This is a genomic window from Sphingobacterium sp. GW821-FHT03E03 (assembly GCF_059420745.1).
The window spans coordinates 1-696 of the sequence record NZ_JBWKUH010000072.1 but is presented as its reverse complement, the minus strand read 5'-3'; the positions used below and the strand labels follow the sequence as shown (position 1 = coordinate 696).

General features: G+C 35.9%; 1 protein-coding gene. It reads right to left on the bottom strand.

Annotated elements, in window-relative coordinates; genetic code table 11:
- Positions 1-167: 167 nt before the first annotated feature.
- Positions 168-696: hypothetical protein (locus AC07UV_RS25695; RefSeq protein ID WP_495185854.1), on the bottom strand; the 529-nt coding region annotated here is incomplete at its 5' end.

Here is a 696-nt window from a genome sequence, read left to right as displayed (position 1 = left end):
AAATCATCGTTTGTTTTTTTCTTTAAACTTAAAGCTTAATCCTTTCTGAAGTATTTTAATTATCAGATAGTTTTACAACATCAAAAAAAGGTCGAGCTTTAAAAGCGCGACCTTATGGAACTAAAATTTGAAATTTATTGAGTTCAAATTTTGCGGGATGTTAAAGTTTAGTTTCCTGTTCTAGTACGTGTGCCGCCCACGGTATTAGGCTCGAAAGTTGTTCCTCCAATAAACGCTTTAGCAAATTCCGAACGTTCTGACTCAGGCAAATTTATGATTATTGTTCCTCTTACCGTTTCAGGCTTGGTCTTGGATAATATTATAAAGATGATCAAATTATCTTTTTTACTATAGATAAAGCTGCCTTCCACATTGTCATTTTTAACATAATCTGTTACAAAATTCGATTTTTCCTCCACATCATATAGATATCTGTATCTCTCCGTGGAAACTTCTTCTATGCTCTTTGTAGAAGCGGTTGCTGCGAGTGCTGCCCAAGTTATATCCAATAGTCCTTCGTAAGTTGTATAAGTCGTCGTTCTGGTTCTTGTTCCTGGAGTAGGTTGTACGCCCGTAGGGATGCTATAATCAATCTTGTGAAAACTTGCATTTGGGGCCATTTCTATGCTTCTGTCAGCATACGTATCTAGATTAGCGCCAAAAAATTCTTTGTCCAGTTTTAAACTTAAATCGCTT